Source organism: Frigoribacterium sp. ME-P-080 (assembly GCF_030209595.1).
Taxonomy (GTDB): domain Bacteria; phylum Actinomycetota; class Actinomycetes; order Actinomycetales; family Microbacteriaceae; genus Frigoribacterium.
Window position 1 is genome coordinate 162650 of sequence record NZ_JARVRR010000003.1, and the last position, 25531, is coordinate 188180.

At 72.7% G+C, this 25531-nt stretch carries 22 protein-coding genes; 8 read left to right on the forward strand and 14 right to left on the reverse strand.

The window, feature by feature from the left end:
- Positions 1–5: 5 nt before the first annotated feature.
- Positions 6–554, forward strand: coding sequence for an Rv3235 family protein (locus QRN23_RS05975; protein ID WP_285062873.1), 549 nt, complete (start codon positions 6–8; stop codon positions 552–554).
- Positions 555–636: 82 nt separating this feature from the next.
- Here the strand turns inward: QRN23_RS05975 and secA are convergent, their stop codons facing one another.
- The 6 genes from secA to mtrA all read right to left on the reverse strand — a co-directional run bounded on the left by secA (position 637) and on the right by mtrA (position 9500).
- Complete coding sequence (secA, locus tag QRN23_RS05980) at positions 637–3483, reverse strand: preprotein translocase subunit SecA (protein WP_056046274.1); 2847 nt, start codon at positions 3481–3483, stop codon at positions 637–639.
- Between the two features lie 200 nt (positions 3484–3683).
- Entirely contained in the window at positions 3684–4388 is a 705-nt protein-coding gene (gene hpf, locus QRN23_RS05985; RefSeq protein WP_056046276.1) for a ribosome hibernation-promoting factor, HPF/YfiA family, read from the reverse strand.
- Positions 4389–4505: 117 nt separating this feature from the next.
- Complete coding sequence (locus tag QRN23_RS05990) at positions 4506–5243, reverse strand: ComF family protein (protein ID WP_285062876.1); 738 nt, start codon at positions 5241–5243, stop codon at positions 4506–4508.
- 101 nt (positions 5244–5344) lie between these two features.
- Positions 5345–7045, reverse strand: coding sequence for an LpqB family beta-propeller domain-containing protein (locus QRN23_RS05995; protein WP_285062878.1), 1701 nt, complete (start codon positions 7043–7045; stop codon positions 5345–5347).
- Positions 7038–8810: an MtrAB system histidine kinase MtrB gene (gene mtrB, locus QRN23_RS06000; RefSeq protein ID WP_285062881.1), complete on the reverse strand. Its 1773-nt coding sequence runs from the start codon at positions 8808–8810 to the stop codon at positions 7038–7040. The genes QRN23_RS05995 and mtrB overlap by 8 nt, the downstream gene beginning before the upstream one ends.
- 9 nt (positions 8811–8819) lie before the next feature.
- Complete coding sequence (mtrA, locus tag QRN23_RS06005) at positions 8820–9500, reverse strand: MtrAB system response regulator MtrA (RefSeq protein ID WP_056046282.1); 681 nt, start codon at positions 9498–9500, stop codon at positions 8820–8822.
- 149 nt (positions 9501–9649) lie between these two features.
- Here mtrA and QRN23_RS06010 point away from each other — a divergent pair, with 149 nt between their 5' ends.
- The 5 genes from QRN23_RS06010 to QRN23_RS06030 all read left to right on the forward strand — a co-directional run bounded on the left by QRN23_RS06010 (position 9650) and on the right by QRN23_RS06030 (position 14999).
- Positions 9650–10864 (forward strand): hypothetical protein, encoded by a 1215-nt coding sequence (locus QRN23_RS06010; RefSeq protein ID WP_159826195.1) that lies wholly within the window; start codon positions 9650–9652, stop codon positions 10862–10864.
- Positions 10861–11499, forward strand: coding sequence for a DUF4129 domain-containing protein (locus tag QRN23_RS06015; RefSeq protein ID WP_123570414.1), 639 nt, complete (start codon positions 10861–10863; stop codon positions 11497–11499). Before QRN23_RS06010 ends, QRN23_RS06015 begins: the two co-directional genes overlap by 4 nt.
- Positions 11496–12680: a DUF4350 domain-containing protein gene (locus QRN23_RS06020; RefSeq protein WP_285062885.1), complete on the forward strand. Its 1185-nt coding sequence runs from the start codon at positions 11496–11498 to the stop codon at positions 12678–12680. The genes QRN23_RS06015 and QRN23_RS06020 overlap by 4 nt, the downstream gene beginning before the upstream one ends.
- A 70-nt stretch (positions 12681–12750) precedes the next feature.
- The gene (locus QRN23_RS06025; RefSeq protein ID WP_285062886.1) at positions 12751–13704 is read left to right on the forward strand and encodes an AAA family ATPase; all 954 of its coding nucleotides are present in this window, start codon (positions 12751–12753) and stop codon (positions 13702–13704) included.
- 2 nt (positions 13705–13706) lie between these two features.
- Complete coding sequence (locus QRN23_RS06030) at positions 13707–14999, forward strand: DUF58 domain-containing protein (RefSeq protein WP_285062888.1); 1293 nt, start codon at positions 13707–13709, stop codon at positions 14997–14999.
- Positions 15000–15027: 28 nt separating this feature from the next.
- On the opposite strand, the gene QRN23_RS06035 is transcribed toward QRN23_RS06030, so the two are convergent.
- Positions 15028–16023, reverse strand: a complete 996-nt coding sequence (locus QRN23_RS06035; protein WP_173151161.1) for a stage II sporulation protein M — start codon at positions 16021–16023, stop codon at positions 15028–15030.
- A gap of 18 nt (positions 16024–16041) precedes the next feature.
- Here QRN23_RS06035 and QRN23_RS06040 point away from each other — a divergent pair, with 18 nt between their 5' ends.
- Positions 16042–16926: an RDD family protein gene (locus QRN23_RS06040; RefSeq protein WP_082460291.1), complete on the forward strand. Its 885-nt coding sequence runs from the start codon at positions 16042–16044 to the stop codon at positions 16924–16926.
- 30 nt (positions 16927–16956) lie between these two features.
- On the opposite strand, the gene QRN23_RS06045 is transcribed toward QRN23_RS06040, so the two are convergent.
- From QRN23_RS06045 to QRN23_RS06055, 3 genes are all read right to left on the reverse strand, one after another.
- Positions 16957–17208, reverse strand: coding sequence for a metal-sensitive transcriptional regulator (locus QRN23_RS06045; protein WP_233568399.1), 252 nt, complete (start codon positions 17206–17208; stop codon positions 16957–16959).
- Between the two features lie 167 nt (positions 17209–17375).
- Positions 17376–18797, reverse strand: a complete 1422-nt coding sequence (locus QRN23_RS06050; protein WP_056046304.1) for a phosphomannomutase/phosphoglucomutase — start codon at positions 18795–18797, stop codon at positions 17376–17378.
- Positions 18787–18999: a DUF3499 family protein gene (locus tag QRN23_RS06055; protein ID WP_056046306.1), complete on the reverse strand. Its 213-nt coding sequence runs from the start codon at positions 18997–18999 to the stop codon at positions 18787–18789. Before QRN23_RS06055 ends, QRN23_RS06050 begins: the two co-directional genes overlap by 11 nt.
- Before the next feature lie 71 nt (positions 19000–19070).
- Here QRN23_RS06055 and QRN23_RS06060 point away from each other — a divergent pair, with 71 nt between their 5' ends.
- Positions 19071–19520 carry a metallopeptidase family protein gene (locus QRN23_RS06060; RefSeq protein ID WP_056046308.1) on the forward strand — a complete coding sequence of 150 codons (450 nt, stop codon included), beginning with the start codon at positions 19071–19073 and terminating at the stop codon, positions 19518–19520.
- A gap of 45 nt (positions 19521–19565) precedes the next feature.
- On the opposite strand, the gene QRN23_RS06065 is transcribed toward QRN23_RS06060, so the two are convergent.
- From QRN23_RS06065 to galE, 4 genes are all read right to left on the reverse strand, one after another.
- A complete protein-coding gene (locus tag QRN23_RS06065) occupies positions 19566–20981 on the reverse strand; it encodes a DUF5719 family protein (RefSeq protein ID WP_159825352.1) in 1416 nt (471 codons plus the stop codon).
- Positions 20974–23805: a glycosyltransferase family 2 protein gene (locus tag QRN23_RS06070; protein WP_285062893.1), complete on the reverse strand. Its 2832-nt coding sequence runs from the start codon at positions 23803–23805 to the stop codon at positions 20974–20976. Before QRN23_RS06070 ends, QRN23_RS06065 begins: the two co-directional genes overlap by 8 nt.
- Before the next feature lie 167 nt (positions 23806–23972).
- Positions 23973–24305, reverse strand: a complete 333-nt coding sequence (locus QRN23_RS06075; RefSeq protein ID WP_173151170.1) for a WhiB family transcriptional regulator — start codon at positions 24303–24305, stop codon at positions 23973–23975.
- Between the two features lie 185 nt (positions 24306–24490).
- A complete protein-coding gene (gene galE / locus QRN23_RS06080; RefSeq protein ID WP_285062895.1) occupies positions 24491–25450 on the reverse strand; it encodes a UDP-glucose 4-epimerase GalE in 960 nt (319 codons plus the stop codon).
- Positions 25451–25531: the final 81 nt, after the last annotated feature.

The following is a 25531-nucleotide window of genomic DNA, read 5'->3' on the forward strand; positions in this document are numbered from 1 at the left end:
TGCCCATGCCCTCGAACCACCACGCCCTCGCCCTCGTCGAGCCCCAGGGGCCCACCGCACCACCTCGGCCGCACCTGAGACCCGTTCCGCCGCTCGCGGACCCGGGCCCGACCGTCCCCGGCCCCGGCGCTGGGCCTGCGGAGGGTCGACCGTCCGGTCCCCGACCCCTCGTCCGGACCGTCCCTCCGGCCGGCACCTCGTCCGGGTCCCCCTTCCCGGACGATCCGGACCTGCTCGTCGAGAACCTGGTCCGCTGCGTCCTCGAGATCCTGGCCGGGGCACGAGAACTCGACCAGGTCTCGCGGTGGGTCACCGAGGACGTCTTCCGGACCCTGCACAAGCGGGTCGTCCTGGCCGCCCGGGCCCGGTCCGCACACGGCATGCGTGCTCGGCGACCGGTGTTCACGATCGGCGGCATCCGGTCGAGTTCGCCCGCCGACGGGGTGATCGAATCCGTCGTCGTCGTGCACGGCCGCGCTCGGAGCCGAGCGGTCGCCGTCCGACTCGAGACCTACGACAGCCGGTGGAGAGCAGCGGCCGTGCACGTGCTCTGACGGTCGGCCCGGTCACCGCCGACGGACGACGCGCCCCCGAGCCAGGCTCGGGGGCGCGTCGATCGTCGTTCGGACGACGGGATCAGCGGGTCTTCTTACCGGCCGCCCGACGCTCGGCCCGGTTCACCGGAGCCTCGCCGTCGCCGGTCTTCTGGCCGAAGGCGCCGACCTTGCCGTCGTCGGCCTGCCGTGCCGCCGGGCCACCGGAGGCGCGAGCCGCCGCGATCTCGGGCGAATCGGAACGCTCGGCTTCGTCCTGAGCCTTCTGGGCCTTCGCGGTCGCACCCTTCTCGAGCTGACCGCGCTGGTTGCGTACCTCGACCTCGCCGTCGATGTTGGGAGCCGAGTAGGCCAGCTGGGCCTGCGGTTGCTTCTCGGCCTCGAGCCCCTTGGCCGCGATGACCGGTGCCTCGGTGGCGCCGACCTGGCCCTGCACCTCGACCTCGAGGTTGAACAGGAAGCCCACGGTCTCTTCGCGGATCTGCCCCATCATGCTCTGGAACAGGGCGTAGCCCTCGCGCTGGTACTCGACGAGCGGGTCTCGCTGGGCCATCGCGCGGAGACCGATGCCGTCCTTCAGGTAGTCCATCTCGTAGAGGTGGTCGCGCCAGCGACGGTCGATGACCGACAGCACGACCCGACGCTCGAGTTCGCGCATGGCGGGCTCGCCGAGGGTCTCGGTGCGCGCCTCGTAGGCGACCTTGGCGTCGGAGAGGATCTCCTGCCCGAGGAACGCCCGGGTCGCCTTGCCCTTCGAGCCGGCCTCGGTGATGACCTCGTCGATGGTGATCGAGATCGGGTACAGGGTGCCGAGTTCGGTCCAGAGGGCGTCGAGGTCCCAGTCGTCGGGGCTGCCGTCACCCGTGTGCTGGTCGATGACCTCGTTGACGACGTCCTCGAGGAACTTCTGGCTGCGGTCCTTCAGGTCGTCGCCCTCGAGGATGTGGCGACGGTCCCCGTAGATGGCCTCGCGCTGACGGTTGAGGACGTCGTCGTACTTGAGGACGTTCTTGCGGATCTCGGCGTTGCGCGACTCGACCTGCGACTGGGCCGAGCGGATGGCCCGCCCCACGATCTTGTTCTCGATGGCGAGGTCGTCGGGCACGTTGCCGCGACCCATCAACGACTCGGCGGCGCCCGAGTTGAACAGGCGCATCAGGTCGTCGGTCAGCGACAGGTAGAAACGGCTCTCACCGGGGTCGCCCTGACGACCCGACCGACCGCGCAGCTGGTTGTCGATGCGACGCGACTCGTGGCGCTCGGTGCCGAGGACGTACAACCCACCGGCGTCGATGACCTTGTCGGCCTCTTCTTGCACGGCGGCCTTCTGGGCGGCGAAGACGTCGTCCCACGCGGCCTCGTACTCGTCGGGGGTGTCCACCGGGCTGAGACCCTTGGCGTTCATCTCGGCGACGGCGAGGAACTCGGCGTTGCCGCCGAGCATGATGTCCGTCCCGCGACCGGCCATGTTGGTGGCGACGGTCACGGCGCCGGCGCGACCGGCCTGGGCCACGATGGCGGCCTCTCGAGCGTGGTTCTTGGCGTTGAGCACCTCGTGTTTGACGCCCTTCTTGGCGAGCAGTCGCGAGAGGTACTCGCTCTTCTCGACGCTGGTCGTGCCGACCAGCACGGGCTGGCCCTTCTCGTGCCGCTCGACGATGTCTTCGACGACCTGGTCGAACTTGCTCGTCTCGTTCTTGTAGACGAGGTCGGTCTGGTCGATGCGCTGCATCGGACGGTTCGTCGGGATGGGCACGACGCCGAGCTTGTAGGTGCTCATGAACTCGGCGGCCTCGGTCTCGGCCGTACCCGTCATGCCGGAGAGCTTCTTGTAGAGGCGGAAGTAGTTCTGGAGGGTGACCGTCGCGAGGGTCTGGTTCTCGGCCTTGACCGTCACGCCCTCTTTCGCCTCGATGGCCTGGTGGATGCCCTCGTTGTAGCGGCGACCGCTGAGGATGCGACCCGTGTGCTCGTCGACGATCAGGACCTCGCCGTTGATGACGACGTAGTCCTTGTCGCGCTTGAACAGCGCGTCGGCCTTGATGGCGTTGTTGAGGAACGAGATGAGCGGGGTGTTCGCCGACTCGTACAGGTTGTCGATGCCGAGGTAGTCCTCGACCTTCTCGATGCCGGGTTCGAGGACCCCGACGGTGCGCTTCTTCTCGTCGACCTCGTAGTCGGTGCCCGCGACGAGGCGCCGGGCGACCGTGGCGAACTCGGTGAACCACCGGTTGGCCTCGCCCGACGACGGGCCCGAGATGATCAGCGGCGTGCGGGCCTCGTCGATCAGGATCGAGTCGACCTCGTCGACGATCGCGAAGAAGTGGCCACGCTGCACCATGTCCTGCGCCTGCCAGGCCATGTTGTCGCGGAGGTAGTCGAAGCCGAACTCGTTGTTGGTGCCGTACGTGATGTCGGCGGCGTACATCTCGCGACGCTCGGCCGGGGTCTGGCCCGACAGGATGCACCCGGTCGTCATGCCGAGCGCCCGGAAGACGCGCCCCATGAGCTCGGACTGGTAGCTGGCGAGGAAGTCGTTGACCGTGATGACGTGCACGCCGCGCGACGCGATGGCGTTCAGGTACGCCGCCGTGGTGGCGACGAGCGTCTTGCCCTCACCGGTCTTCATCTCGGCGATGTTGCCGAGGTGCAGGGCCGCGCCACCCATCAGCTGCACGTCGAAGTGCCGGAGGCCCAGGGTGCGCTTGGACGCCTCGCGGACGGCGGCGAACGCCTCGGGCAGGAGGTCGTCGAGCGACTCGCCCGACGCGTACCGCTCGCGCAGCTCGACGGTCTCGTTGCGCAGCTCGTCGTCGGTGAGGGTCGTGAAGTCGTCCTCGAGCTCGTTGACCGCCTTGGCGTAGGCCTTCAGCTTGCGCAGCGTGCGGCCCTCGCCGACGCGGAGGACCTTCTCGAGGACGTTGGCCACTGGTGTGCTCCCATGTGTTCGGTCGAACCCGCGGAACGCTCCGCGGTCTCGCTGAGGTGATCCGCATCGGAGCACCGAGGTGTCGAAGGTCCGTCCTGGACCGGCCCACGATCGTAGCAAGCGTAGTGGCCGACCCCCTGGGAGGCGACAGGGACGTGCCCGCGCCTCCCGGGGTGTCGGCCACCCGGTGGGTCAGGAGGTCAGCTCGCCAGACCCGCCCGCAGGGCCGTCGCCGTCTCTTGCAGGTCGGGCGAGTCCTGGTCGAGCCCGATCACGCCGTAGTCCCAGCCCTTCCGGCGGTACACGACGCTCGGACGCTCGGTCTCGGCGTCGATGAAGAGGTAGAAGTCGTGGCCGACGAGCTCCATGTAGTAGAGCGCGTCGTCGACGGACATGGGCGTCGACGCGAAGACCTTCTCGCGGATGACCACGGGGCAGTACTCCTCTTCGAGCTCGTCGGCGGGGGCCTCGTCGCCCACCACCGTCACGGCCCCGGTGCGGACCTGGTCGAGCGTCTCCGCCGCGGCGGGGGTGACGCCCACGCCGCTGAAGTCGGCCGTGGCCGCCTCGCGCAGCGACGTCGGTCGGTGTTGCCCGCGATGGATCTTCTGCCGGTCCTTCGCCCGGCGCACCCGTTCGAGGAGCCGACCGATCGCGAGGTCGAACGCCGCGTACTTGTCGGCGGCCGTGGACTCGGCCCGCACGAGGGGGCCGGGGCCGATCAGCGTGATCTCGACCCGGTCGTCGCCCGCCTGCCCGCCGGACTTCTCGTGGTGCCGCGACACCTTGACCTCGAGGGCGAGGGCCTTCGTGGCCAGCGCCGCGACCTTGTCTGCCTTCTCGGTGGCGTACTCGCGGAAACGATCGGTGATGCCGACGTTTCGACCCGTGACGGAAATTTCCATGACGACCTCCTGTGGCTATCGACGTGCCGCCTGTCAGCCAGGCGGATGTCCTTTCACGCCTTTCGCCCCACCGTAGCCACCCGGACACCCCCGTGTCACGCACCGTTCACCGTTCGCTCAGGGGCGACCGGCACCCGAGCCCGACGGGGTGGCGGCCACGCACGCCGCACCGACCACGATCGCTCCCCGGGCGACCAGCGCACGACGCGCCTCCTGGAGGGTGCCCCCGGTCGTCACGACGTCGTCGACGAGGACCACCCGCGACCCCGTGAGATCGCGGGTGGCGCGGAGGCTGCCCTCGCGGTCCCTCAGACGCTGCTGTCGGTCGCGGCCCTTCTGTCCGCCGCCGGCCCGCGCCGTCGGCACGAGGACGCGCGAGCCCACCACGAGACCGAGCCGGCGCAGCACCAGGTCGACCGGGTCGTAGCCCCGCCGACGCCGCCCCCGTCGGGACGCCGGCACCGGGACGACCAGCAGCGACCGACCGCCCGGGCGCGCGTCCCCGTCGGGTGCCCCCTCGGCCGTCACCTGACCGGCACAGGACCGGAGGGCGGCACCGAGAGCCGGGGCGAGCACCTCGGCCAGGCGCACGCGTCCGCCGTTCTTGAAGGCCAACACGACGCCCCGCGCCTCGAAGGCGTAGACGAGTCCGGCGAAGACGGTCAGCCCGTCGGGGAGGTCGATCCGGACGACCTCGGGGACGAGCCGACCCCGGCAGTCGCCGCACAGGCCGACGTCCGGGGCGTGGCAGCCCGCGCACGAGACGGGCGACACGACGGACAGCGCCTCGCGGACGGCCCGCCCCAGGGCGTCCCGCGCATCGACGGCGGGACGGGGACGAGGCGACCGGGGCACACCGACAGCGTGGACTCCCCCGGGTGCGCCCGCCGCGCCTCCGTCGTCGGACGAGGACGACCGACCCCCCACCTGAGCTGGGGAGGAGGCGACCCGGGGCGTCAGCGCTGGGTCGCCACCAGGTCGGCCGTCAACCCCGTGGCCTGCCAGCTGCTGCCCCGGGGTTCGAGCACGTCGCCGTCGGCACCCAGCAGCAGCAGTCGGTCGAAGCCGTTGCCCCCGACGATCGCGACCGCCTCGCCCGACGGACGGCCGGCGCTCGAGGAGTCCCCGCCGACCTCGGACATCGTCACCCGTGACGACTCCCCGACGGTGGTCAGGACGGCGACGGTCAGTTGGTCCGCCCAGGTCGCGTCGACGGGGGCGCCGTCCGGAGCCGACAGTTCGAGGGTCGGGCCCAGCCGGAGCGGGACCCCGTCGGCGTCCCGCACGACGGCGGCCACGAGGAGGCGCGACTCGCCCTGGTCGTCGAGCAGCAGCAACGCGCGGGTGCCGTCGCGCGAGATGCGGAAGGTCGTGACGCTCGGCCCCGCCGGCAGCGACGTCACCACCGGGTGGGGCGTGCCGTCGAGGGCGTACGCCGTGAGGCTCGTCGGGTCGTCGGCGACGAGCGACCAGACGAATCCCGCGTCGTCGAGCGAGGGGGCGACGAGTCCGGTCCGGGCGTCGACCAACCGGGCTCCTCCCTGAGAGGTGACCGCGTACGCGCCCGACGAGGTGCCGACGGCGGCGGCCGTCTGGTCTGCGGACAGCTCGACCGACCGGGGGCGGAGCGCCTCCACCGCGTCCGAGAGGCCCGGGAGCTGGCTCGTGGCGCTCGAGGTGGCGAATCCCAGCACGCCGTCGGCCAGCACGAGGGGCCGGGCGTCGACCGCGGGGTCGCGCACCGGCACGGGCTGCTGCATGGCCGGCACGCTCAGAGGAGCGCCCTCGACGCTGAGCTCGACGGCGGTGACGGTCGCCAGGGTCGAGAAGCTCGCCAGCAGTTGCGCCTGCATCCGGGCCCGGGCGGCGGGCGTCGCCTCGAGGGCGTCGGCGGTGAGGTCGACGCGGGCCGTCCCGTCGTCGACCGTGATGGCCGTCAACGACAGCTGGGTGCCCTCGGGGAAGGCCGAGACGACGGCCCCCTGCAACCAGTCCGACGGTCCGTCGAGCAGGGCCGTCGCGAGGCGCGTGCTCGTCGACGACCGTGCGAGGAACCACCGCTCGTCGGGCACGAGATAGGTGAAGGTGGGGTCGTAGAAGTAGGCGGCGTGCGACCGGAAGACCGAGTCGAACGTGGCCGGCGAGAGGACGATGCCATCGGGGGCGTCGCTGATGCGCCACTCGCCGCCCTCGCGGACGAAGGAGAACGCCAGGGACGTCGTCGTGGAGGACGTGGCCGGCGTGTAGTGCCCCGCCGAGTCGACCGTCGCCGAGCCCACGAACGCGTAGTCGAGCGTCGACCCGCCGACCCGCGAGGTCGACCCGACCCCGGGCCTGATGGTGACGCTGGCCCGCGGCTCCCACTCGTCGGCGAAGCCGGTGCTGAGGAACTGCCGGGCCACCCCGTAGTTGTCCTGGGATCCGGTGCCCGCGGACAGGAAATCGCGCAGCAGCCTCTCTTGCGAACTGCCGGCGACCGGCCCGTTGGGCCGGAACACGAAGTCGCTGACCACGTCGTCGCTGACGGTGTCGCCCTGCTGCACCTGACCGGCGTCCGGGATGCCGACGCACCCGGTCAGGGTGATCGCGGCGCCCACGAGGGCCGCCAGCACCACGGACCGGCGGCCCCGCCGGGCGTTCCGTCGTGGGTCAGTCATCGTCGGCACCCCCCGCGGACCGCGACGGGATCGGCATGCTCGGCGTCTCGGCCACCGGGACCGAACCCGACCACGGTTCGCCCGTCACCGGCACGGTCGTCTCGCCCCGACGGTCCGGCGGCACGACCGGCAGGGGCGCCCCCTCGATGCGACCGCCCGCCACGCGGGGCAAGGTGACGACGAACCGGCTGCCCGAGCCCGGCTCGGACCAGACCTCGAGCCGGCCGCCGTGCAGGGCCGCGTCCTCGAGGCTGATCGCCAGGCCCAACCCGGTGCCCCCGATGGTGCGCTTGCGAGAGGGATCGGCCCGCCAGAACCGGTCGAACACGCGCGAGGCATCGGCCGGGCTCATGCCCACACCGTGGTCGCGGACGGCCACCGCGACGGCCGTGGCGTCGCTGTCGACCTCGACCTCGATCGGCCGCCCCTCGCCGTGTTCGATGGCGTTGCCCAGCAGGTTGCGCAGGATGCGGCGCAGCCGCCGCGGGTCGATCTCGGCCTCGAAGTACCCGCCCCGGGCGACGACCGAGACGACGCTGCCGGACCCGTCGGCGAGCGGCCCGAACTCGTCGACACCGTCCTCGACGAGACGGACGACCGTGACGGGCTCGGTCTCGAGCTCGACGGCACCGGCGTCGAACCGCGAGATCTCGAGCAGATCGGCGAGGAGCAGCTCGAACCGGTCGACCTGGGTGTGCAGCAGCTCCGCCGTCCGGGCGGCCGAGGGCGTGAACGACGTGCGCTGGTCGTAGAGGACGTCGCCGGCCAGCCGGATCGTGGTCAGCGGCGTCCGCAACTCGTGCGAGACGTCGCTCACGAAGCGTTGCTGGACGCGCGACAGCTCGGCCAGCTGCGAGATCTGGCGCTGCATGGCGTCGGCCATCCCGTTGAAGGAGCGCCCGAGCGTGGCCACGACGTCCTGCCCCTTCTCGGGGATGCGTTCTTCCAGGTGGCCGGCCGCGATCTTCTGGCTGGTCTCGGCCGCCGTGCGGATCGGCCCCACGACCAGGCGGACGACGAGGTAGGTGATGGCCGCGATCAACAGCACGAGCGCCAGCGAGCCGATGCCGAGGGTCCGTTGCATGAGGTCGAGCGTGGCCTGCGCGTCGCTGAGGTCGTAGACGAGGTAGAGCTCGTACTGGCCCGCGGTGGGCACCTGCAGGGTCGAGCCGACCGCGATGCCCGGCGAGCCCCCGCCCTGCGAGGTCGGAGGGAGCGACACCGACTGCATCGAGAGGCGCTCGTCGTCCGCCGCCACCGCCTCGCGGAGGGCCGGCGAGATCACGGAGTCGGGGAAGTCGGGGCTGGCGATGTTCTGGATGGTCTGCGGGCTGTTCTGCCCCGGGGTCCGGAGGATCGCGATGCTCGTCCCACCCGGGCTCGAGGTCGAACCCAGGATGGCGGTCTGGGCCTCGTTCTGCAGCGCGTCGAGCTCGACCTGGTTGGCGTCCTCGGTGGCGGTGGCCGAGTCGAAGATGTTCTGCGCCAGCAGCGTCGCCCGGACGCTCTCGGCCTCGACCTGCTCCCGGCGCTGGTCGTAGAGGCTCGTGCCGATCGTCACCGAGATGAGCGTGCCGATCACGGTCACGGCGACGGTCGACAGCACCACCGTGAGCGCGACGGTGCGGAACGACAACGACGACCGCCAGAAGCCGACCACCCGGGTCGGCCACGTGCGCCACGCCGGCGCCCGCCACGACCACGGACCGCCCGAGCGGACGGGTCCGCCCTGGTCGGGCCCCGCGACCGTCGACACGAGCGCCACCCGACCGGGCTACGAACCCGCGCCGGCGCGGTACCCGACGCCGCGCACGGTCGTGACGATGCGGGGCGCGTCCGGATCGTGCTCCACCTTGGCGCGAAGCCGCTGCACGTGCACGTTCACCAGACGGGTGTCGGCTTTGTAGTGGTAACCCCAGACCTGTTCGAGCAGCATCTCGCGCGTGAAGACCTGCTGCGGCTTCGAGGCGAGCGCGAGCAGCAGCTCGAACTCGAGCGGGGTCAGGGCGATCGGGGTGTCACCGCGCCGCACCTCGTGCGCGGCGACGTCCAGGCGGAGGTCACCCACCGTGAGCACGTCGTTCGTGGGCTCGGTGGCCGGGCGGAGCCGGGTGCGGATGCGCGCGACGAGTTCTTTCGGGTTGAACGGCTTGACCACGTAGTCGTCGGCCCCGCTCTCGAGACCGCGGACCACGTCGGCCGTGTCGCCCTTCGCCGTCAGCATGATGATCGGCACGCCGCTCTCGGCCCGGATGAGGCGACAGACCTCGATGCCGTCGAGGCCGGGCAGCATCAGGTCGAGCAGGACGAGGTCGGGTGAGGCCTCGTGGAACGCCTCGAGGGCGGCCGCGCCGTCGCCGCAGAAGTGGGGGTCGAACTCGTCGGCGCGAAGGACGATGCCGATCATCTCGGCGAGCGCCGGGTCGTCGTCGACCACGAGGATGCGCGGGTTCATGTTCTCCGTCTGGGCTGGGCCGCTCGGGAGGCGGCACGTCAGGACAGATTAGTGCAGGAGGCGCTCGTCGGCTGGCAGCGCCCGGTCCGGTGTGGAAACATGAACACACTCGTGAGGACGACCTCACGGTCAGGACGACCAGGGGGACCATGAGCGATCCGAACGCCTGGAGCACACCGGGGGGCGACACGTCCCCGCCGCGCTGGGGCGAGCGCGTCGACCCCACGTCACCCGGCCCGCTCCCCGCGGGGCCCGTCCCGGGGGCCGCCCCGGGCGGCACCACCCCGCCGGCACCCGGCTGGGCTCCGCCGCCGAAGCCGGGCCTCGTCCCGCTGCGCCCCCTCACCTTCGGCGAGATCCTGGGCGCCTCGTTCCAGGTCTTCCGCCGCAACCCACGGACCACGTTCGGCACGGCCCTGCTGTCGCAGGTCGTCCTGCTCGTGGTGACCGTGGTGATCACCGGCGGCAGCGCCTTCCTCGCCTTCGGACGCGTCGAGCAGGCCCTCCCCCGGGACCGTGACGCGGTCCTTGCCGGCGCCGTCGCCGTCGTCGCCGCGTCGGCCCTCGTGCCGATCGCCCTGCAGGTGATCGTCACGGCCCTGTTGCAGGGGCTCTTCGTGCTCGAGACCTCGCGGCAGACGCTCGGGGAGAAGCTCCGACTCGGCGGCCTCTGGGCGATGGCCAAGGGCCGCGTCGGCACGCTCGTCGGGTGGTCCGCCCTGCTCACGGTCGCCTACGTCGTGGCGCTGGCGCTCGTGGCCGGCGTCGTCGTCGTCGGCGTGGCCGTCGGCTCCGGGCCGAGCATCGCCGTCGGCGTCGTGCTCGCGGTCCTCCTCGGCCTGGGCCTCCTCGTCCTCGGCGTGTGGCTGACCGTGAAGACTGCCCTCGTGCCGAGCGCCATCATGCTCGAACGGCTGACGCTGGGCGCGGCCGTGAGGCGCTCGTGGTCGCTGACCCGCGCCTCCTTCTGGCGGACCTTCGGCGTGATCGCCCTGGTGTTCCTCATGGTCCAGGTCGCGTCGCAGGTCGTCGCGACGCCGTTCTCGGTGCTGTTCAGCGTGTTGACGGGCACGCTCGCGCCGACGGGGGACGTGACCGACCCGACCTTCCTGGCCCTCACGGCGGGCACCTACGCCGTCACCCTCGGCATCACGGCCGTCATCGGCGCGATCGGGTCCGTGCTGCAGGCGGCGTCGGCCGGCCTCGTCTACGTCGACCGACGCATCCGCACCGAAGGGCTCGACCTCGAACTCGTGCGCTACGTCGAGCGCGGCGGGCGGGCGGTCGGAGGACAGCCCGACCCGTACCGCACGCCCGAGGCCCCGGTCCCGCCGACGACGCACCCGGGAGCACCGCGCTGGTGAGCCCGCTGCCCTTCGCCGCCGGGCCTCCCCTGACCCCCGACGCCGACGACGCCCGGCGCGAGGTCCTGCGCGAACTCACCGGGCCCGAGTACGTGGCGGCGCAGCCGTCCTGGCTCGACCGTGCGGCGCAGGCGTTCTGGGACTGGCTGGGGTCGATCCGGTTCGGAGGGACCGAGGGGGCGCCGGCGGTCGCGTTGATCGTGCTGCTCGCGGTCGTCGTGGTGGTCGTCGTGGTCGTGCTGCTCGTCTACGGGGTGCCGCGACTCAACCGCCGGTCCGCGCGTGACCTCGCCCTCTTCGGCGACGACGACGTCCGTGACGCCGACGCCATGCGGGCCGCGGCCCGGGAGGCGGCCTCCCGGGGCGATATGACGCTCGCCGTCGCCGAGGCCTTCCGGGCGATCGCCCGTTCGCTGGCCGAGCGGGGCGACGTCGCGGTCTCCCCCGGCACCACCGCACGCGACGTGGCCCGCCGGGCGGGCGACGTCTTCCCCGACCTCCGGGCCGACTTCGCGGACGCCGCCACGGCCTTCGACGGCGTCCGCTACCTCGACCGCCCGGGCACCGACGAGGACTACCGGGCCGTCACGGAGCTCGACCGGCGCGTCACCTCGTCCCGGCGGGTGCCCGCGTGACCGCCGCCGCACCGTCCGAGGCGCCCACCTCCGTCTCGACCCCCACCGTCGCGGTGTCGGTCCGACGTGCCCGGTTCTGGGTCGCACTCGCCCTCGTCCTGGCCCTCGGCGTCGGGGCGGCTCTCCTCGTGGGCTCGGGCTCGGGAGAAGGCCGCGCCCTCGGCCCCGCGAACGCCGCCCCCGGCGGGGCCAAGGCACTCGTCGAGGTGCTCGGCCGCCAGGGCGTCGACGTGACCGTCACGACCACCCTCGACAAGACCCTGGACCGACTCGGGTCCGGTGGCGGCACGCTCCTCGTCGACGACGCCTCGGGGTTCCTAGTCGGCGACCAGTGGGGGCGTCTCGTCACGGCGACCTCCCACCTCGTGCTCCCCGCCCCGGGGCCCGCCGCGCTCGACGCCGTGGCCGCGGGCGTCGCGTCGACCGGCCCGGTCGACGAGGGCACGGCCGGGCCCGCCTGCTCGTCACCGGCCCTCGCGCAGACGTCCCGGGTCGACGTCGCGGGCGTCGCGTACGACGTCGACGCCCCCGGCGCCGTCCGCTGCCTGCCGACCGACGACGGCTACGGGCTCGTCGAGCTGGAGGACGGCGACACGCGCGTGTCCGTCCTGGGAGCCACGGACGCCCTGACCAACGGCTCGATCGGGACGCACGACGACGCGGCCTTCGCACTCGCGCTGCTCGGCGGGTCCTCCGAGCTGACCTGGTACCTGCCCTCGGCCGGCGACCTGCCCGAGGGCGAGGGCACTCTCGCCACGCTGACGCCGTCATGGGTGACGCCGTCGCTGGTCGTGCTCCTCCTGGCCGGAGTGGCCGCGATGGTGTGGCGGGGTCGACGCCTCGGAGCTCTCGTCGTCGAGCGGCTGCCGGTCACCGTCAAGGCCTCCGAGACCACCGAGGGGCGCGCCCGCCTCTACGAGCGCTCCGGGCAGCGCCGCCATGCCCTCGACCAGCTCCGCATCGGCACGCTCGGGCGACTCGCGCGCACGACGGGTCTGTCCACGACCGCGTCGGTCGACGAGATCGTCGCCCGGGTGGCCGCACTGATCTCGGCCGACCCCCGGGGCCTGCGGCACGTTCTCGTCGACGCCGACCCGGTCGACGACCGCGAGCTCGTCGCGCTGAGCGACAGCCTGCTCGACCTCGAGGGTGCGGTCCGTCGGGCGACGACTCCGTCGTGACCCGCCCCGCGCCTCCCCCGCCTCGTCCGATCGCCCCCGCATCGACCCCCACCCCGGAGAAGACCACCAGATGAGCTCAGAACTGCACCAGACCTTCGCCCGAGTCCGAACCGAGGTGGGCAAGGCCGTCGTCGCCCAGGACGGTGCCGTGACGGGCCTGATCGTGACCCTGCTGGCCCAGGGTCACGCCCTGCTCGAGGGCGTCCCCGGCGTGGCCAAGACCCTGCTGGTGCGCGCCCTCAGCCACTCGCTCTCGCTCGACACCGCCCGCGTGCAGTTCACGCCCGACCTGATGCCCGGCGACATCACCGGATCGCTCGTGTACGACGCGAAGTCGGGCGAGTTCGAGTTCCGGGCGGGGCCGGTGTTCACCAACGTCCTGCTCGCGGACGAGATCAACCGCACGCCTCCCAAGACGCAGTCGGCGCTGCTCGAGGCCATGGAGGAGCGCCAGGTCTCGGTCGACGGCGTCAGTCGCGCGTTGCCGACCCCGTTCCTGGTCGCGGCCACCATGAACCCCGTCGAGTACGAGGGCACCTACACGCTGCCCGAGGCCCAGCTCGACCGCTTCCTGATGAAGCTCACGCTCGACCTGCCGCCGCGCGAGGCCGAGGTCGAGGTGCTCGGCCGTCACGCCGCCGGCTTCTCGCCCCGCGACCTGCGAGCCGCGGGCGTGACCCCGGTCCTCGGGCCCGACGACCTCGCCCGCGCCCAGGCGGAGGTGGCCCGGGTCGGTGCCTCCCCCGACGTGCTCGCCTACATGGTCGACCTGGCCCGGGCCACGCGCGAGAGCCCGTCGGTCAAGATCGGCGTGAGCCCCCGAGGGTCGACGGCCCTCCTCGCCGCCTCGAAGGCCTGGGCGTGGCTGACCGGCTTCGACCACGTCACGCCCGACCACGTCCAGGCCATGGCCCTGCCCGTACTACGACACCGCCTGCAGCTGCGGCCCGAAGCCGAGCTCGAGGGCGTCGACGCCGACGCCATCGTCCGCTCGGTGCTGCAGCAGGTCCGGGTCCCGCTCTAGCCATGGCGATCACCGGTTGGTTCGTGGCGCTCGTCGCGCTCGGCGTCGTGCCCGTCGTCCTGACGGGCAGCGGGTGGGCGATCGTCGGCTGGCTCGGCGTCGTCGCCGTGCTGACGGTGCTCGACGTGGCCCTCGCGGCGTCGCCCCGGTCGCTCACCATCCGGCGCGAACTGCCGGGGGCGATCCGTCTCGGCGAGAGCGCACCCGCCCGGCTGACCGTGGTGAACGACGGCCGACGCACGCTGCGCGGACTCGTGCGCGACGCATGGCAGCCGTCGGCCGGAGCGACCCCGACCCGCCGTCGCCTGTCCCTGCGTCCGGGGCGGGCCGCGACGCTCACCGTCACGCTGACCCCGTTCCGCCGGGGCGAACGCCGCGCCGACGGCGTCACCGTCCGCACGGTCGGTCCCCTGAGGCTCGCCGGTCGACAGGCGACGCACGAGGTGCCGGGCGCGGTCCGCGTGCTCCCGCGGTTCTCGTCGCGCAAGCACCTGCCGTCCCGTCTGACCCGTCTCCGAGAACTCGACGGGCGCACGAGCGTGATGATCCGCGGCCAGGGCACCGAGTTCGACAGCCTGCGCGAGTACGTGCGAGGGGACGACGTCCGCTCCATCGACTGGCGGGCGACCGCACGCCGCGACGACCTCGTCGTGCGCACCTGGCGGCCCGAGCGCGACCGTCGGGTGGTCGTCGTGGTCGACACGGGTCGGACGTCCGCGGCCCGCATCGACGACGAACCGCGGCTCGACACGGCCTTCGAGTCGGCACTGCTGCTCGGGGCGTTGGCCTCGCGGGCGGGCGACCGGGTCGACGTCGTCCTCTTCGACCGACGGGTCAGGGGTCGGGTGCAGGGCGCGACCGGGCCCGCCCTGCTCTCGTCGATGGTCGAGACCATGGCCCTCGTCGAGCCCGAACTGGTCGAGACCGACTGGGCCGCCGTGCCGGCCCTCGTCCGCTCGGTCACGTCCCGTCGGGCGCTCGTCGTCCTCGCGACCACCGTCGACAGCCCCGGCGCCTCCCGCTCCTTGCTGGCGGCGATCCCCCAACTGACCCGCCAGCACCTCGTGGTCGTCGCGTCGGTCACCGATCCGGCCCTCGACGAGACGGTGGTGCGACGGGGCACCCGCGACGAGGTCTACCGGGCCGCCTCGGCCGAGCGGACCCGACTCGACCAGGGCCGGGTCGCCGCCGCCCTGCGTCAGGTCGGCGCCGACGTCGTGACCGGAGCGCCGGCCGACCTGCCCCCCGCCCTCGCCGACCGCTACCTCGCGCTCAAGGCGGCCGGCCGCCTCTGACGCAGGCTCGGTGGCCGACGACGCGGGATCAGTCGGCCACGAGTTGCGTGGCCCCGGCCTCGAACTCGTCGAGGTCGCCGGTCTGTCCCGCCCGGTGGGCCCGTCCGCCGAGCAGCCACTGATAGGCCAGGAACCCCAGGAGGGCCACGGTGCCGATGCCGATCTTGATCGGCCAGGGCCAGGCCTGCCGGGTGACGAACCCCTCGATGACGCCCGAGACCAACAACGAGAGCATCAACCCGACCGCGATGGTCACGAGCGCGCGTCCGTCCTGAGCCAACGCCTGCGCCCGGGTGCGGGCACCGGGCGCCACCCATGACCAGAAGATCATCAGACCGGCCGCCCCGGCGACGAAGATGCTGTAGAGCTCGAGCTGACCGTGCGGAGCGATGTACAGGAAGAACTGGTCCAGCCGCCCCTGGTCGGCCATGAGCCCGGCCGAGATCCCGACGTTCATGGCGTTGCTGAGGATCGCGTAGGGAACCCAGACCCCGGTGATGCCGAACGCCACGCATTGCGCCGCGATGTACGCGTTGTTCGTCCACACCTGGCCGGTGAACGACGTCGAGGCGCTCTCGGAGTAGTAGTTCACGAAGTCCTGCTCGGCGAACTGCCGGCGGAACTCCTCGCTGCCGAACGAGGCCAGAAGTGCGGGTGTGTTCGCGGCCCAGATCGCGAAGACGGCCGCGACGACCACCGTCACGAGCGTCAACACGAGCGACAGCCACCGCACGCGGTAGAGGGCGGCCGGCAGCTGCGCGACGAAGAAGGTCGGCAGTTGGCTGAACAGGTTGCGGCCCGCGCCCGTGAACCGCAGGCGTGCTCGCGACAGGGTCATGGAGAGCCGGTCGGCCACCACCGAGTCGCCGGTGGCGGTCTTCAGCGCCGACAGTTGCCCGGCCCCCGACTGGTACAGGCGGACGAGCTCGTCTGCCTCGGGCCCGCTCAGTCGCCCGCGCCGGGCGAGGCGCTCGAGTTCGGCCCAGTCGTGGCCGTGAGCGGCGGCGTAGGCGTCGATGTCCATTCTGCTTAGATACTAGGCATGTCCCGCACGAAGGCACGAGGCGCCTCCCCGGTGGTGCTGCGACCCGACCAGGTCGAGGCCTTCACGGCGGGTGGGGACGAACTGGTCACGGGCGAGGCGGTCGCTCTCGACCTCCGACCGACGAGCTTCGTGTTGCGCGCGGCCGGGGTGCTCATCGACTACCTGGCCTACGCCCTGCTGCTCGTCGGTGCGTTGGTGCTCGTCTCGTTGCTGAACGACGGCGGGGTGCTCGACGACGCCCTGTCACAGGCGTTCCTCGTGGCGTCGATCGCCATCTGCTTCATCGTCGTGCCGACGGTGGTCGAGACCGCGAGCCACGGGCGGTCCCTGGGCAGACTCGCCGTGGGCGCGCGCATCGTCCGCACCGACGGAGGGGCGATCGGCCTGCGCCACGCCCTCACCCGAGCGCTGGTGGGGCTGCTCGAGATCGTGTTCACCAGTGGCGGCCTGGCCGTCGTCGTCGCCCTGCTGAACGGCTCGTCGCGGCGTCTCGGCGACCTCATGGCCGGCACGTACAGTCGCAACGAACGCGTGCCCAAGGCCGCTCACGTGGTCTACGGCGTGCCGGCGCACCTGCAGGGGTGGGCCGAGATCGCGGACGTCGGGCGCCTGCCCGACGGCCTGGCCCGTCGCATCGCGTCGTTCCTGCAGCAGGCGCCGCAGCTCTCCCCGGCCAGTCGGCGACGCGTCGCCGACGAGTTGGCGGCCGAGACCACGCCCTACGTCTCGCCCGTGCCGTCCGGCGACCCGGAGTTCCTCCTGGCCGGCGTCTCGGCGCTCCGGCGTCGGCGTGAGTCCGCCGCCCTCGCTCGCGAGTCCGCGTTGCTCGACCGCCTCACCCCGGCGCTGACCGAGACGGTCCGGGGCTTCCCCCGGCGCTGACCCGCGTCGCCGCCGACCCCGGCCTCCGCGTCAGGACCGGACGAGCCTCGCGATCGCCGCCGAGGCCTCGCGGACCTTGGCGTCCGCGACGTCGCCTCCCTCTCGGGCCGCCTGGGCGACGCAGTGGGCGAGGTGGTCCTCGAGCAACTGGAGCGCCACGGTCTCGAGGGCACGGGTCGCCGCACTGACCTGCGTCAGGACGTCGATGCAGTACGTGTCGTCCTCGACCATGCGCTGGATGCCCCGGACCTGGCCCTCGGCGCGGCGGAGGCGCTTGACGATCTGTTCCTTGTCGCCGCTGTAGCCGACGTGCGTCGCCGTCGCGTGCTCACCCTGCTGCGCCACCCGCGCCTCCTCGTGTGTCGTCCGGTCACGCCGTGTCGACCGGTCCCGCCAGGATACCCCCAGGGGGTAACCGCTCCGCCCGTTCGGCCGCACCCGGCCGACCGTCAGCCGCGGATCAGCCCGAGCACGTCGTCGCGGACGCGCTCCATGCCGGCGGGCGTCGCCGCCTCGGCGTTGAGGCGCAGCAGCGGCTCGGTGTTCGACGGCCGGACGTTGAACCACCAGAACCCGTCGTCGGACGAACCACTGACCGTGAGGCCGTCGAGCTCGTCGAACTCGCCGACCCCGGTGTAGGCCTCGACGATGCGGGCGTACGCCGCCGGCACGTCGGTGACGGTCGAGTTGATCTCGCCGCTCGCCGCGTAGGGCGTGTACCGGTCGGTCAGGGTCGAGAGGGGCTCGGCCTGCGACCCGAACTCGGCCAGGACGTGCATGGCGGCCAGCATGCCGTTGTCGGCGCTCCAGAAGTCGCGGAAGTAGTAGTGCGCCGAGTGCTCGCCCCCGAAGATGGCCCCGGTCGCCCTCATCTCGTCCTTGATGAGCGAGTGGCCGACGCGGGTGCGCACCGGCGTCGCGCCGGCCGCCTCGATGGCCTCGGGCACCGCGCGGGACGTGATGAGGTTGTGGATCACCGAGATCTCGACGTCGGGCTCGGCGGCCCGGACGCGCGCGATCTCGCGGACGGCGACGATCGCCGCCACGGCCGACGGGGTCACGGCGTCACCCTTCTCGTCGACGACGAAGCAGCGGTCGGCGTCGCCGTCGAACGCGAGGCCCAGGTCGGCCCCGTGCTCGAGGACGGCCTTCTGCAGGTCGACCAGGTTGGCCGGGTCGAGGGGGTTGGCCTCGTGGTTCGGGAAGGTGCCGTCGAGTTCGAAGTACAGCGGGACGATCTCGATCGGCAGCTCAGGCAGCCCGGCGGCCTCGCCCAGCACGGCCGGGACGGTGAGCCCGCCCATGCCGTTGCCGGCGTCGACGACGACCTTGATGGGCCGGATGCCCGCGAGGTCCACGAGACCGCGGAGGTACGCGGCGTAGCCCGGCAACGCGTCGTGCTCCCGCACGGCGCCCGGCTCGGCGACGGCCTCGATGCCGTCGGCCAGGAACGAGGAGGCGCGGTCACGGATCGAGGACAGCCCCGTGTCGAGGCTGATGCCCTGGGCGCCGGCCCTGCTCATCTTGATGCCGTTGTAGGTGGCCGGGTTGTGGCTCGCGGTGAACATGGCCGCCGGGGCGTCGAGCGAGCCGGAGGCGAAGTACGACTCGTCGGTCGAGCACAGGCCGAGGGCGACCACGTTCGCACCCCGGGCCCGGGCCCCGCGGGCGAAGGCCTCGGCGAAGCCCGGCGAGGAGTCCCGCATGTCGTGACCCACGACCAGGTCGTGGCCGGCGCCGTCGATCTCGTCGGCGAAGGCCGCACCGAAGGCCTCGACCACCTCGTCGGTGAGCTGGGTGCCCACCAGTCCCCGGACGTCGTAGGTCTTGACGAAGGCGGTCAGGTCGACGGGGGCGTTCTCAGAGGTCATGACCCAAAACTACCCGGCGCAGGACCTCCCAGCCCTGCGGGACCGACAACGAGCCCGCGTGGCGGGCGCACAGGTCGTAGCCGTGCGGCTCGACGCGGTCGCTCAAGGGCCCGACCACGACCATCGAGTCGGCGTACACGTAGGTCAGCGTGGCGACGGCCTCGTCGTGGCACGTCACCTTGCTGCAGGGTCGACCGTTCATCTGCCCGACAGACTATCGCGAGGGTCCTCGGGGGCCGACCCGCGCCTCCTGGGCGGGCCTACGATGGGTTGATGAGCAGGCCCCGCCGCGCACGCGTCACCGACCGTTCCCGTCGGCGCGACCGCCATGGACGCGGGCTGCGGTCGTCCGCCGCCGGGCCTCACCTGCCCTTCCTGCGGACGAGGGTCGACCTCTTCGACGACATCGTCGCCGCAACCGCCGACTACCTCCGCGAGGCGTGGCCCGACGAGCTCGCCGACACGTCGTTCGAGGTCGCCGGCCTCCCCGCCGAACCGGACCGCACCCGGGTCGAACGGTGGTCCGTCGACCGGGCCGCCGGCCGGGTCGTGCTGTACCGCCTGCCGATCGAACGGCTCGCCCCCTCGCACGACCGGCGGGGGGCCGCCGAGGACGAGTGGAACCACCGGGTGCTCGTCGAGGGCTACGTGTTCCGGGCCGTCGCGGACCTCCTCGGCAAGGACCCGTGGGAGCTCGCTCCCGACCGCTGGCGCGACGGCTGACGCGCGACGGGGTCGTCGGGGTCGTCGGGGTGTGTGCCCCCGACGTCAGGGGTAGACGGTCACCGGGGTGGACGCCGGCAGCGGCGAGGTCACCGGCCAGGCGGCGACGGCTCCGGGGGCCGAGAAGCTGACGCCCGCGCGCAGGTCGTCGGCGTTCCCGAGCCGGACGGCGTCGCCCCGTTGCACGTCGACGCCGACCGTCGACCCACCGGGTACCTCGACGTCCCGCTCGTCGCCGTCGCCCACCGTGACCTCGGCCGTGACGGCGTCCTGGCCCGGGTTGGCGAGCCAGAGGCGTCCGCCCTCGCCGTCGGGCACGACCACCTCGGTGTCACCGGAGAGACGGGGCGACGAGGCGGCCCAGCTGAGGTCGACGCCTCCCGCGTCCGCGGCGACCGTGGAGGTCCGGGCGGCCACGGCCACGGCCGTCGACGACCGGACGGTGGCCGTGTAGACGCCGTCCTCGAGCCCGTCGATCGGGACGTCGGTGACGCGCCCGCCTTCGACCCGGGTCTCGAACGAGGTGCCGGTGCCGTCGTCGGTGGCCAACGAGACGCTCAGCTGCGAGGGACCCTGGCCCGGGACGAGGACGCGCAGCACCGACTGGAGGTCGGAGGACGACGGGTCGGCGAGTGCTCCCTCGAGGTTGGCGGAGTCGCGGACGACGATCCCCGTGACGACCGACTCGCGAGACGGCGCGGCCGAGCCCGTCACGATGTCCACCCCACCCGGTTCGAGGGTGCGGACGACGCTCTGCTGGAGCGTGGCGACGATCTGCCCGCCGCGACTCGACACGTGGACGGCCGGCGAGACGAGTCCGGTCGCGAAGCCCGAGAGCGGGACCACCTTCTGGCTGCGGGGCGCGACGACGATCCCGTCGATTCCGGGGCCCTGCACCTCGCCGGTCTCGGAACGGATGTCGAGGTCGACGGTGGCGTTGACGTCGCTGGGGTTGACGAGGCTGATGAGCGACACGCGTCCCGTCTCGGTCGAGCCGCCGATCAGCCAGGTCGAGCTGGTGGGCTCGGTGCAGGGTGCCGAGGCGAAGCCGCGCAGGTCGCCCTCGTCGACCGACTGGCTCTGGGCGGCCGCGACGAGGGGCACGTCGGCGCCCTCGACGGGTGCCGTGACCACGGACGGTCGCGAGTCGCTGCCGTCGGCACCGGCGAGCTCGTCGACGTCGACGTCGCCCTCGCTCGACTCCCGGGCCACGGCCGCTCGACCCACCGAACTCGCGGTCGTGGCCTGCTGCCCCTCGGCGTCCGAGAGCTGCAACAGGGCACCGGTGCAGACCCGCTGCTGGTCGACCGGCACGGGCGTCACGAGCTGCCCCGCCGGCACCGTCTCGAAGGAGGGGAGGCGGACGACCGTGGCACCGCCGACGACCGCGGCGGCGACGGCCAGACCGACGACGCCGACCGCGACGCGTCCCGTCGTGGAGAAGACCGATCGCTTATTCATCTCGCTCCTCGTCGAAGGTCGTGGCGGGCTGCTCGGCCTCGGGCGTCCCGGCCCGGGATCGACGTCGTCGCGGCGACGTCGGGATGGCGAGCAACAGGGCGGAACCGAAGACGAGTCCCCAGCTGATCAGGACGATCGGTCGCAGCGGTCCCGCAGCCGGACGCGCCTCGCGCTCGTCCTGCGCCTCCACGTAACGCCAGAGGAGGCCGTTGGACGTGTCGCCCACCGGCAGGAAGTCGGCGTCGGCGTCGAGCGCCTCGCCCGCACGCTGGCCGAGTCGGTCGGCGTCGCCGTCGTCGTCGGTGGCCGTCAGCAACACGAACCCGACGCCCAGTCGACGCAGGTCGTCGGTCGGGTCGAAACCGCTGCGGCTGACGAGGTTGCCGGCCAGGACGGTGAGGTCCTCGTTGACCGAGGTGAGGCGTGGGGCGGTCGAGTCGAGCGTCGACTGGTCGTCGAGCGTCGCTCCTTGACCGTGCTCGAGCGACACGGCGAGCGAGCCGTCCGACTGGGGCGTGAGGACGAGCGTCCCGACGTCGGGTGTCGCCTCGGCCTCGGCGGTGACGTAGGCCGACAGGATGCGCCCCGAGCTCGGACGGACGTCGGCCACGGGGCCGAACGACGCGATCACGGTGGGGGCCGCAGCGGCGACCGCCAGCACGGCGACCAGGGCGCCGGCCGGCGGGGCGACCCGGGGCAGCCGGTCGAGGGTCACGGCCGCGGCGCCGACGAGCCCCAACAGGTAGAGGCTCAGTCCGCTGCCGGCCCAGATCGTGGTCGTGTCGCTGCCGACGCCCGTGACGGACACGTGGGTCGCGGCGACGGCCGTCAGGTAGCCGAGCAGGGCGAGCGAGAGGGCGGGGACCGCGCGGCGCTGCGAGCCGACGAACGGCGAGGCCACGGCGAGCAGCGCCAGTGGGGCGATCGCGACGGCGACCAGGACGGCGAGCGTGGCGGACGAGAAACCCGTCCCGGCGATCAGTGCCGTCCAGCCGTTGAGGCCCGTCTCGGGGGACGTGAGCAGCAGCTGCAGCGGTGAGGCCGGGTCCGACCTCGTGGGGACTCCGGGGTCGGCGAACACGGCCCACCATGTGCCCCGCTGCAGCTGGGCGACGACGAGGGGCGCGAAGAGGGCCAGCGCGGGCAGCGGCACCGCCACGAGGCGATGGGTGCCGCGGGGGCGGCTGACGATCGACCCGAGCCAACCGACGAGGAGGGCCGGCACGAGCGAGGGAGCGGCCGCCGCGACGACGGCGAACAGCAAGGAGGCGGTGGCCCCGGCCGTCCACGACCTCGCGGCCCCGATCATGGCCCAGACGAGGAACGGCAGCGCCACGTGCGCGAGGACGGCACCGAGGTGACCGGACTGCAGACCCGAGAGCAGCGGGGACGAGAGGGCGTACAGCGCCGCGGCGACGGCCGGCACCCAGGTGCGGCGGGTCACGCGGCGGGTGGCGAACCACGCGCCCAGCGCGGAGAGCGGCAGGGCCACGAGGTAGACCCCGAGGACCGCGGTCGACGGCGACCAGGGCGTCAGGCTGCCGAGGACCGCGACGAGCGCGGCGAACGGGTCCGAGGGGCCGAGGAACCCGGTGCCGATCTCGCGCCAGCCGTAGCCCACCGACGACCAGAGCTGACCCACCGAGGTGCTGAGCGGCAGGAGTCCCCCACCCGTGACGGCCGGGTTGCCGAGCAGCGGCAGGAACGCCACCACACCGACGACGGCGGTGACCAGCACGACCCAGAGGCCGCCCGAGTGGACGAAGCTCGCCCGGGGGTCGGGTGCGTCCTCGACGCCGGCGACCTGTGCGTCACGTTCGGTGACCCGTCGTTCTCGGAGCATCGCGCGGGACGCGCGCAAGGGCTCCACCGAGCTCCAGCCGACGCTCTTGGTCCGGGCGAGGGCCCGACGAGCCGATCGCACGTGCGAGCCGCCGAAGGCAGCCCGGAACGCGGTGGCGAACTCGCCCACCACGGCTCCCGGGTTCTTGGTGAGCAGGTGCCAGACGCTGCGCACGACCGCCAGCGGCACCAGGCTGAGCCAGTGCAGCGGCAACAGGGCGGCCGCCGAGTAGACGAGGCGCCGGTGCAGTTGGGCGGCACGGTGCAGGCGCGCCCGGCGGGCGTGCCCGACGGGCCCGTGGCCGAACTCCTCCGGCGGTCCGGCACTGTCGACCTTCGCGTCGGGCACGAGGACCACGCGGTGACCGGCGAGGCGGGCACGGATCGAGAAGTCGAGTGCGGCGTCGACGTGCGGCAGCGCGGGGTCGAAGCCGCCCAGGGCGGTCCAGACCGTGCGACGGACGAGCATGCCCCCCGCCGCGACGCCGAGCACGTCGTCCGTGACGTCGTGCTGGCCCTGGTCGAGTTCGTTCTCGACGCGGGCGAGCGAGGCGCCGTACCGGGTGACGGTCTCGCCGAACTCGGCGATGACACCGGGCTGGCCCCACTGCATCAGCTTGGGGCCTGCGACCGCGACGGAGGGCGACACCTCGACGGTCGTCATGAGGCGCTCGAGCGCCTCGGGCGCGGGTGCGTTGTCGTGCCCGAGCAGCCAGACCCACTCGTCGGGGTCCCCGTCGCCCGGGTCGGAGAGTCGCACGCCGTGCGCGGCGGCGGCGCCGAACGTCTTCGCGTCGGGAAGCGAGGCCAACTGGGCGGCGCCGCTCAGCGACAGCCGACCCGCGGCCGAGTCCTTGCCGCCCGTGTCGACCACCACCAATGCCTCGGGGGGCCGCGTCTGACGCGACAGTCCGTCGAGGGTTCGGTCGAGGTAGGTCGCTCCACCAGGGGCGACGAGGATCGCTGTGACTCTCGGCTGCATGACTCGTGCAGCCTAGGTCGCACCGGCGCGGGCACCGACTCGGCGCGCCGACGCGACGGGCGAGACGTGCCGACCCGCGCCTCCTGGTCCCGACGATGTCGGGCCATCACGACGGAACGGCACCGACCCGGAGGGGTCGATGCCGTCGGAAGCCGAGGATGCGCGGGTCAGGCCCGCTTGCGGAGCTTGCGACGCTCGCGCTCGGACAGCCCGCCCCAGATGCCGAAGCGCTCGTCGTTCTGCAGGGCGTACTCGAGGCACTGGGCCCGGACGTCGCAGGAGGCGCAGATCTTCTTGGCGTCGCGCGTGGAGCCGCCCTTCTCGGGGAAGAACGCCTCGGGATCGGTCTGGGCGCAGAGCGAGTCCGCCTGCCAGGCCAGCTGGTTCTCGTCGTCGGCGACGATGGTGCGCGACGACGATCCGATGCCGGGGACGCCCAGCTGGATCGGGTCGACGTGCCAGTCGTCCGGGACGCCGGCGCGGTTCTCGTGGATGCCCACAGCGCATCTCCCCTCGTGTCGATCGCCCGTGAATGTACGCGACAAGGTAATTACACCGGTGTCATTACCCATCCGTCAAGTCGAGGGCCAATAAACCCTCCACCCCCCGATCAGGGGCAAGGGAGCCCCGGCGTGTCGGGGGACGTTTCGACGGGAACGGGTGATGTCGGGTACGCGGTGGACCGTCAGCCGCGAGGCGCGGCCTGCCAGGCGCTGGTGACCATCTCGAGCAGCGTGTGCCGCATCTGCCAGTCGAGGTCGCGCGCCGCCAGGCTGCCGTCGGCGACGATGCGGTCGGGGTCGCCGGGACGACGCGGAGCGATCTCGGGCGTGAAGTCGATGCCGGTGCCCTCGCGCATCGCGGTCATGATCTCGGCGACCGAGACGCCGCCGCCCGAACCGAGGTTGTAGGCCGGCTCGACCGGCTCGCCCGCGTCCAGTCGGCGGGCCGCCGCGACGTGCGAGACCGCCAGGTCGGCGACGTGGACGTAGTCGCGGACGCACGTCCCGTCGGGGGTGTCGTAGTCGTCGCCGTTGATGCGCGGGACGCGGCCCTCGACGAGCGCGGCGAAGACGAGCGGGAAGAGGTTGTGCGGGCTGGCGTCCCAGAGGTCGGGCCGACCCGAACCCACGACGTTGAAGTAGCGCAGGCTGGTGTGGCGCAGGCCCTCGGCCACCCCCTGGTCGCGCAGCAGCCACTCGCCGATCAGCTTGCTCTCGCCGTAGGGCGACGCGGGTGCCTTGGGCGTGTCCTCGGTGACGAGTTCGGTCGGCGGCGTGCCGTAGACGGCCGCGCTGGACGAGAACACGATCCGGTCGACGCCCCGGCTCGACATGGCCTCGAGGAGGCGGGCGGTCCCCGTGACGTTCTGGTCGTAGGTGTGCAACGGCCGCTGGACCGAGACCCCGGCGTACTTGTAGCCCGCGACGTGGACGACGCCGGTCACGCCGTGCCGGTCGATGGTCTGCTCGATCAGCTCGCGGTCGAGGAGGGAACCCCGGACGAACGGGACGTCGGCGGGCACGAAGGCCTCGAGGCCGGACGAGAGGTCGTCCAGGACGACCGCGTCGATGCCCGCCCCCGTGAGCTCGCGGACGACGTGAGAACCGATGTACCCGGCACCGCCGGTGACCAACCATGACATGGGGCCAACCTATCGGGTGCCCGACGGGTCACGGGTGCCACCACGAGCGCTGGGTGGGGCGCACGGAGCCGGACGTCACGC

Coding starts and splice junctions, on each gene's coding strand:
- QRN23_RS05975 (WP_285062873.1), top strand. CDS start 6: ATGCCCTCGAACCACCACGCCCTCGCCCTCGTCGAGCCCCAGGGGCCC.
- hpf (WP_056046276.1), bottom strand. CDS start 4,388: ATGGAAATTTCCGTCACGGGTCGAAACGTCGGCATCACCGATCGTTTC.
- QRN23_RS05995 (WP_285062878.1), bottom strand. CDS start 7,045: ATGACTGACCCACGACGGAACGCCCGGCGGGGCCGCCGGTCCGTGGTG.
- mtrA (WP_056046282.1), bottom strand. CDS start 9,500: ATGAACCCGCGCATCCTCGTGGTCGACGACGACCCGGCGCTCGCCGAG.
- QRN23_RS06010 (WP_159826195.1), top strand. CDS start 9,650: ATGAGCGATCCGAACGCCTGGAGCACACCGGGGGGCGACACGTCCCCG.
- QRN23_RS06025 (WP_285062886.1), top strand. CDS start 12,751: ATGAGCTCAGAACTGCACCAGACCTTCGCCCGAGTCCGAACCGAGGTG.
- QRN23_RS06030 (WP_285062888.1), top strand. CDS start 13,707: ATGGCGATCACCGGTTGGTTCGTGGCGCTCGTCGCGCTCGGCGTCGTG.
- QRN23_RS06035 (WP_173151161.1), bottom strand. CDS start 16,023: ATGGACATCGACGCCTACGCCGCCGCTCACGGCCACGACTGGGCCGAA.
- QRN23_RS06040 (WP_082460291.1), top strand. CDS start 16,042: ATGTCCCGCACGAAGGCACGAGGCGCCTCCCCGGTGGTGCTGCGACCC.
- QRN23_RS06050 (WP_056046304.1), bottom strand. CDS start 18,797: ATGACCTCTGAGAACGCCCCCGTCGACCTGACCGCCTTCGTCAAGACC.
- QRN23_RS06055 (WP_056046306.1), bottom strand. CDS start 18,999: ATGAACGGTCGACCCTGCAGCAAGGTGACGTGCCACGACGAGGCCGTC.
- QRN23_RS06060 (WP_056046308.1), top strand. CDS start 19,071: ATGAGCAGGCCCCGCCGCGCACGCGTCACCGACCGTTCCCGTCGGCGC.
- QRN23_RS06065 (WP_159825352.1), bottom strand. CDS start 20,981: ATGAATAAGCGATCGGTCTTCTCCACGACGGGACGCGTCGCGGTCGGC.
- QRN23_RS06070 (WP_285062893.1), bottom strand. CDS start 23,805: ATGCAGCCGAGAGTCACAGCGATCCTCGTCGCCCCTGGTGGAGCGACC.
- galE (WP_285062895.1), bottom strand. CDS start 25,450: ATGTCATGGTTGGTCACCGGCGGTGCCGGGTACATCGGTTCTCACGTC.